Annotated in this window: 6 protein-coding genes; 3 read left to right on the top strand and 3 right to left on the bottom strand. The window is 66.7% G+C overall.

The genetic code is table 11. The features are described from left to right. Positions 1-2 precede the first annotated feature (2 nt). Positions 3-2,018 carry a hypothetical protein gene (locus QH276_RS08450; protein WP_432278700.1) on the bottom strand — a complete coding sequence of 672 codons (2,016 nt, stop codon included), beginning with the start codon at positions 2,016-2,018 and terminating at the stop codon, positions 3-5. Between the two features lie 62 nt (positions 2,019-2,080). Then, positions 2,081-3,322 (bottom strand): ATP-grasp domain-containing protein, encoded by a 1,242-nt coding sequence (locus QH276_RS08455; RefSeq protein WP_280401020.1) that lies wholly within the window; start codon positions 3,320-3,322, stop codon positions 2,081-2,083. 358 nt (positions 3,323-3,680) lie between these two features. On the opposite strand from QH276_RS08455, the gene rfbA reads away from it, so the two are divergent. Next, on the top strand, positions 3,681-4,553 hold the full coding sequence (gene rfbA / locus QH276_RS08460) for a glucose-1-phosphate thymidylyltransferase RfbA (RefSeq protein ID WP_280401021.1): 873 nt from the start codon (positions 3,681-3,683) through the stop codon (positions 4,551-4,553). An 8-nt stretch (positions 4,554-4,561) separates the two neighbouring features. Next, on the top strand, positions 4,562-5,125 hold the full coding sequence (locus QH276_RS08465; protein WP_280401022.1) for a dTDP-4-dehydrorhamnose 3,5-epimerase family protein: 564 nt from the start codon (positions 4,562-4,564) through the stop codon (positions 5,123-5,125). Positions 5,126-5,190: 65 nt separating this feature from the next. On the opposite strand, the gene QH276_RS08470 is transcribed toward QH276_RS08465, so the two are convergent. Then, a complete protein-coding gene (locus QH276_RS08470; RefSeq protein ID WP_280401023.1) occupies positions 5,191-5,859 on the bottom strand; it encodes a DUF4282 domain-containing protein in 669 nt (222 codons plus the stop codon). A 198-nt stretch (positions 5,860-6,057) separates the two neighbouring features. Here QH276_RS08470 and QH276_RS08475 point away from each other — a divergent pair, with 198 nt between their 5' ends. Then, positions 6,058-6,549 (top strand): hypothetical protein, encoded by a 492-nt coding sequence (locus QH276_RS08475; RefSeq protein WP_432278701.1) that lies wholly within the window; start codon positions 6,058-6,060, stop codon positions 6,547-6,549. The last annotated feature ends 168 nt before the right edge of the window (positions 6,550-6,717 follow it).

The raw sequence follows: 6,717 nt of genomic DNA on the forward strand, positions 1-6,717 counted from the left end.
GATCACGCCGCGGGGAGGCGGTCCGCTCCCCAGCTGCGGTGCACGTAGCCCACCACCTGATCCAGTTCCGCGCGGTCGACCGAGGCCGGTTCGCCGGCCTCCAGCGGGTCGAAGTGGAAGATGTAGAGCCGGGAAGCGAATTGTTCGAACGGCAGGGAGGCCTCGCCGAAGCGTTCGCCGTGCCCGGCCGTCCCGACCACGACCCCGTCGCCCCAGTCCTGGCCGCTGTCGTTGTTCGGGTTGTAGAAGTAGACCCGCATCCGTTCCTGCGGATCCAGTGCGACCCGCAGGATCGTGATCGCATGCCAGCCCACGAAACGGGCGGCACTGTCGGTGACCGCGACCCCGGCCGGCTGCGGGTGGATCAGCGGCTGGTTGCCGTTGTGGAACGGGTGGTAGCTGGCGTAGAAGTGGCGCAGGAATTCGTCCAGGTCGGTGAGCTGTCCGGTGGCCACGTCGACGTTGATCCGGAACCCCCGGCCGGACCACCAGCCGTGGAATTCCGGGTTCACCCAGCGATGCGGATCGCCTTCCCGGTCGGCCACCTGCCGGCCCATTTCCGCGTAGATCCGGTCCAGATGCGGCACCACCAGCAGCGATACCGGGTCCAGATCGACCGGCAGTTTGGTGGCCACCCCGGACGCGCTGTCGCGCGAGGAGAGCGGGCGGCCCTCGAAATGCATGATGATCTCGTCGTCGCGCGCCGCCCAGGCCAGGGTTTGCAGTAGATAGTCGGGGTCGTTGTAGGCCCACATCGACAGTGCCCGGGCGGACTGGCAGGTCGGGTTGTCGCCCTGCCCGACCCCCAGCGGTTGGCCGAGCATCGACAGCGTGCCCGCGAGCAGCCGGGCTGTCGGGTCCGGATCCGGCCCGAAGGCCTGGGTCAGCCGCTGCCGCGCGTACGGCGACAACCGCAGCGACAGCTGGCGCCACAACGCCGGAGCGACCGGCGGCTGATACAGAATGCCGCGCTCGAGCAGCAACGCTATTCCGTAGATACATTGCGCGGTGTCGACGTGCACGGCGCAGTCGATGAGCCGGCGCACCAATTCGTGGTAGCACAGGAGGCATTCCCGCCCGGTACTGGACAGGCCCAGCGCCTCCCCGAGCAGGTATTCGCCCTTGGTCAGCAAGAAACGCACGAGCACCGCGTGATACGGCGACACCAGGCCGGTGTCGTGCATGGACCGGGCGAAACCCGCGGTCTCGTACTGCAGCGCGCTGTCGTCCATCGTTTCCAGTCGCGCGCGATACACCTCCACGCCGGGGTCCTCCCGGCATGCCTCGGTGGTGCCGTACAGGCTGCTGATCAGCCGGTCGGCGCCGAGCCCGGCGGCACCCAGATCGATATCGGGATTGGTCCGCGCGACCGCGATCTGGGTGATCATCCGTTTCACCGGTTCCACCTGGATCGGCCGCTGGCGCAGAATCCGCCAGATCTCGTCGACCAGGTTCTCCAGCACCTTCTCGTAGCCGATCTCCTCGACCAGATGACGCAGCAGTTCTCGCGAAACCTGCGCCATCCGGCCCTGCTGCGTACGCTCGGCCTCGCTGGGCGGGCTGAACAGCAGCGTGAGATTCATGGCCAGCACCTGGGAGAGGTGATGGTCGGCCTGTTCCGCGGAGATCTTCGGATGCACGTATTCACCCTTGGCCACTGCCAGCAGCCGCAGATCGCTCACCGTTTCCAAGACCACCGTGTCGGCATTGGCGCTGCGCAGGGAACCGGTGCTCAGCGACGGGATCAGGATCTGCGGTTGCGCCCAATCCGTGCCGTAGAACAACCCGGCCGCCTCCAGTCGCGCCGCCCGCGACCGGATCGCCGCACAGCCGCCGGGCAGCACCATGACTCGCCGCAGCGCCGCGAGAACCCTCGACAGTTTGAGATGCTTGCCGAAATCGCTGGTGACGGCGAGCGATTCCGTCGCCTCGTCCAACATGGCCAGGCGTCTGTCGAGAGTTGCCCCGTCGCCGCTGAGTGGGGTCAAAGGAGGATCCTCCCCGTGATCAGTGTCCATTGCGCCAGGAACGAGGACCTGCGCGGTCACGCCTCGCTCATACGCGAATACTGCCGAACGAATCAGATGTAGAAATCCAGCTCTTCCTGTCGCTTCAGCAGATCCCGCAGAGTGTACGGGTCGTCACCGAAGAAGTACAACAGTCCCCAATGGTTTCCGAAGGCCGTACGTTTGGTCACTTTCTCGGTCAATGGCTCGGTGAGCTCGTGCGTTTCGAAATAGTCGTGATCCTCCGTCTCCGGAGGTATCGACAACTGGTTTACCACTCGCCTGCGCGGATAAACCCCGAAGCAGCCTGCGTGGCCCTTCGCGTCCACCACCGGGCGCGGGAAGAAACCCTCGAACTCGTCCTCGGTGGTCTTCGGATCGAAGGCCATCACCAGGGCGTGGTAGGCGTTGAAACCGTACGCCCGCTCCAGCAGTTCGAAAACCTTGAAGCCGGGCGGACGGTAGGCGACCTCACCGAAGTACATCTCCCCGTCACTGGTGACGAAGTACTCCGGGTGCACGAACCCGAATTCGATATCGAATGTTTTCACCAGCTTTTCGACCTGACGCGTGATCTCCGGCCGGTATTTTTCCAATTCTGGCGTAGCGGGGACGAATACCGAATATCCGAGTGTGACGTACTCCGAAATATTCAGGAACCGGATCTTCCCGTTGTGAATCCACGCTTCCACCGCGAATTCCCAGCCGTCCAGATGCGATTCCATCAACATCGGGAACTCGTCATCCGGAATCGTATCGATCTCGTCGGGCGTACGAATGACCCGATGCCCCAGACAACCCGCCTTGTCGAAGGCTTTGACATGAATGGGGTCGTTGGGGTCGCCGTCGAGTTTCAACAGGGTCTGGTTCACCCGCTTCAGAAAGCGGATCACATCGTCGCGTTCGTGGGCTTCCTCGAAGATTCCGACACGGATTCCACCGAGCTGCGCACGCCGCTTCATCAGCGCTTTGTCGCGCAGCAGCATCGCCTGCCCGAAAAGGCGCGGATTGTCCATCAGCACCGAGTTGATGGCACCGGCCCATTCCACTGTTTCCTCGAAGATGGGAATGGCCACGTCCACACCCATGTCTCGTAGGGTCTCGGCGATCTCCATGGACCGGTCGTTGAGCCGCTCGAAATTCCAGGGCAGGTAGGGGATGCCGTTCTCGGCACAGTAATCCGCCACCCATTCGGGTGCGACGACGACGTAACGCCGGTCGAAACGGTCCACCGCTTCCACCGCATTCAAACTCCAGCCCAGCAGGGCGATATAACCTTTATCCGGGTTCCGACTTCTCGATTCTGACACCAACATCGACAAAACCTATCCCCTCTCAACCTCTTCTTCGAACTCGTCGAATCACGAGGGCGTCGGTTCACTACGGATACTCCGGCCACACCGCCGGGCACAGATATCGGGCTGCTACCGAATCCGCGTGAAAATTCCGAAATTGCTGTGGACCGGATCGTGTAACACCCTCATTTCGTCCGGGTACCCGTTGTGACCGAAACGAAACGCCGTGGACCACCGCCCCGCCCGAGGCCGTGGGCGAAACCGCCGGTCGTGCCCGGCGCCGAGCCTGCACGGTCCGCAGCTCCACACCGTGCAGCCACCGCGCGGTTCGGGGACCGCGGCACGCGCTGCGGCGCACCTGCTGGCACACTGACCGAACATGCGCGGAATCATTCTGGCGGGCGGCACCGGGTCGCGTTTGCATCCGATCACGCGCGGGGTGAGCAAACAGCTGGTCCCGGTGTACGACAAGCCGATGGTCTACTACCCGCTGTCCACCCTCATGCTGGCCGGTATCCGGGACATCCTGGTGATCACCACCCCCGAAGACGCCGAATCGTTCGCCCGGTTGCTCGGCGACGGCTCGCAGTTCGGGATCTCCATCACCTATGTGGTGCAACCGGTTCCCGACGGTATCGCCCGGGCCTTCGTCCTCGGCGCGGACCATATCGGCACCGAGGGCGCCGCGCTGGTGCTGGGCGACAACATCTTTCACGGCCCCGGCCTGGGCACCAGCCTGCGCCGGTTCGCCGATATCGACGGTGGGGCCATCTTCGCCTACCGCGTCTCCGACCCCACCGCCTACGGTGTCGTCGAATTCGCCGACGGCCAGGCCATCTCCATCGAGGAGAAGCCGAAGGTGCCGCGCTCGAACTATGTGGTGCCGGGGCTGTACTTCTACGACAACGACGTGGTGGAGATCGCCCGCGGTCTCACCCCGTCGGCGCGCGGCGAATACGAGATCAGCGATATCAACCGGGCCTATCTGGAAGCGGGCCGGCTCGCCGTCGATGTCCTGGCCCGCGGTACCGCCTGGCTCGATACCGGCACCTTCGACTCCCTGCTCGACGCCGCCAACTACGTCCGCACCATCGAGGAACGCCAGGGTCTGAAGATCGGCGTGCCGGAGGAGGTCGCCTGGCGGATGGGTTATATCGACGACGAACAGCTGTGCCTGCTCGCCGACCCGCTCACCCGCTCCGGCTACGGTAAGTATCTGCTCGAGTTGCTCGAGCACGGACGAACTTGGTGAGTGGGTAGATGCGGATCAGTGAGATGGCGATCCCCGGCGCCTGGGTCTTCACGCCGAAGGTCCACGGTGACGAGCGGGGTAGTTTCGCCGAAACCTTCCGGGCCGCGGAATTCGAGAAGGCCACCGGCCGCACGTTCGATCTGCTGCAGGCCAACACCTCGGTCTCCGCGGCCGGGGTGCTGCGCGGTATCCACTACACCGACGATCCGCCCGGCCAGGCGAAATACGTCACGTGTGTCCGCGGTGCGTTCCTCGACGTGGTGGTGGATCTGCGCCCGGCCTCCCCCACTTTCGGCCGGTGGGACAGTGTGCTGCTCGACGATGAGGACCGGCGGTCGGTCTTCCTCTCCGAGGGGCTCGGCCACGCGGTCCTCGCGCTGGCCGACGAATCCGTCCTCACCTACCTGTGCTCGCTCGAGTACAGCCCCGAATACGACCACGACCTGGACGCCTTCGACCCCGATCTCGCCATCGACTGGCCGGAACTGGGTCGCGACGGGCAGCGGCTGGCCTACCTCCGCTCCGCGAAGGACGCCGCGGCCCCCCGATTGCGCGACCTCACCATCCGGTAAGCGGCGACGACCGGAACCGGCGGCGCGGCGCTACGCATCCGCCCGCCGAGCGAGCCGGGCCCGGCTCATTTCCGCGAGCCGCGGCGGAAACGCCAGAACTGGACGGCCCGCACGTCCTCGGACAGCTGGCTCATCGGTTCCGCCACCTCCGACAGCACCTGGAACAGATCGTCGGCCATATCGCTGATGTGCTCCACCCGCGTGGCCAGCCGGGACGCGTTCACCAGGAACTCCAGCAACAGGCGCACCGCGGCCGCGATGGTCACCGCCAGCGGGATCGCGAATACCGCCGCCAGCACACCCAGCAGCGCGGAAACCCCCCACGCCAGCACCGTCACCACGATCGGGGCGGCCACCGCGAACGCCAGCCCGAGGAGATAGACCAACGGCAGCAGCGTCCGTGTCGCGGGGCGGCGGAACTGGATGTCCAGCAATCCGCCCACGGCTTCGCCGGCCCATCGCCGGAAGCCGCCCGCGCCGCGGCGCTCGCCGTCGTCCGCACCGTCGGCGGCCACCAACCGTTGCGCCACCGCCTCCGCGCCCCAGGGCGCCCGCGCCCCGGCCCGCCAGGGCAGTTTCCGCCGGATTCGCCGAGCCGCCGGTTCGGCGGTAATGTCCTCGCCCGGCGGTTCCGGGTCGGGACCGCCGTCCGGTGCCGGCTCAGCCGCCGGCCCAGGCGCCCCGGCTGCGGCCGGGCCGGTTCTCGGGGACTCGTCCGCTGACTCACTGGCCATACCGGGATCCTCCCCGGATTCCGGCGGGGAAGCCAACCGTGACCACGCTCCGCGGCGGCCGCCGCGGCTATACGCACGAGCAGAGAAGTGAGACGTACCCGACAGTCGAAAAAATTCGCTGGAACGGCGTAACACCACGGGGACCCGGCACCGATACGACCCATGAAAGCCGGAGCTGATCGATACCGGGGAATGGAGATGACAGTGCGTACGACGTTTTCGGGTTCCGTCTCGGCGGGCGCCAAGTCCGCGGCCGCGCGGGATTACGTCCAGCGTGGCTGGACGATCGCCGAAACGACCAACGGCCTGTGCCTGATCACCGATGCCGACCTGTCCGCCGTCGAGGTCACCGGGGAGTTGGCCGCGTCGGTACGCCGGTACCTGCGGGCGAACAACCTGACCGGCCCGGTGATCGAGATCCCGGGCGCCGAGCGCCGGGAGATCCACCTGGTCACCGGGATGGCGAAGGCCGAGCGGGCCGTCGAGGCGCTGCGCGCCGCGGGCGCGGTCGTGCACACCGACGGTGCCGGCATCCCGCTGCCGCCCACCCACCTGTCGGCCGGTTCGGCGAACTGGGGTGTCTCCCCCGACGAGGCCCGCTGGGTCCCGCCGGTGGTCGCGCTCGGTGCCGCCGTGCGGTCGTCGGTCGCGCGGGCCCGCCGCCCCCGCCGGCTGACCAGCGTCGCCTGAGCAGGCACAACACAGACCCGGCACTGAAGAACCCCCGGGGCCCGCGCGCCCCGGGTTGTTGTTGGGCCCGGTTTGGGGGGCGGCGCCGGCCGGTGGCGGGCGGGGCCCGAACCCCGACCCGGAACGGAGGAAAGACACACCCCCCGCCCCCCTCGCCGCTGACCATCA

The organism is Nocardia carnea (assembly GCF_029869215.1).
Taxonomy (GTDB): domain Bacteria; phylum Actinomycetota; class Actinomycetes; order Mycobacteriales; family Mycobacteriaceae; genus Nocardia; species Nocardia carnea_B.

Coding starts and splice junctions, on each gene's coding strand:
- QH276_RS08450 (WP_432278700.1), bottom strand. CDS start 2,018: ATGGACACTGATCACGGGGAGGATCCTCCTTTGACCCCACTCAGCGGC.
- QH276_RS08455 (WP_280401020.1), bottom strand. CDS start 3,322: ATGTTGGTGTCAGAATCGAGAAGTCGGAACCCGGATAAAGGTTATATC.
- rfbA (WP_280401021.1), top strand. CDS start 3,681: ATGCGCGGAATCATTCTGGCGGGCGGCACCGGGTCGCGTTTGCATCCG.
- QH276_RS08465 (WP_280401022.1), top strand. CDS start 4,562: ATGCGGATCAGTGAGATGGCGATCCCCGGCGCCTGGGTCTTCACGCCG.
- QH276_RS08470 (WP_280401023.1), bottom strand. CDS start 5,859: ATGGCCAGTGAGTCAGCGGACGAGTCCCCGAGAACCGGCCCGGCCGCA.
- QH276_RS08475 (WP_432278701.1), top strand. CDS start 6,058: ATGACAGTGCGTACGACGTTTTCGGGTTCCGTCTCGGCGGGCGCCAAG.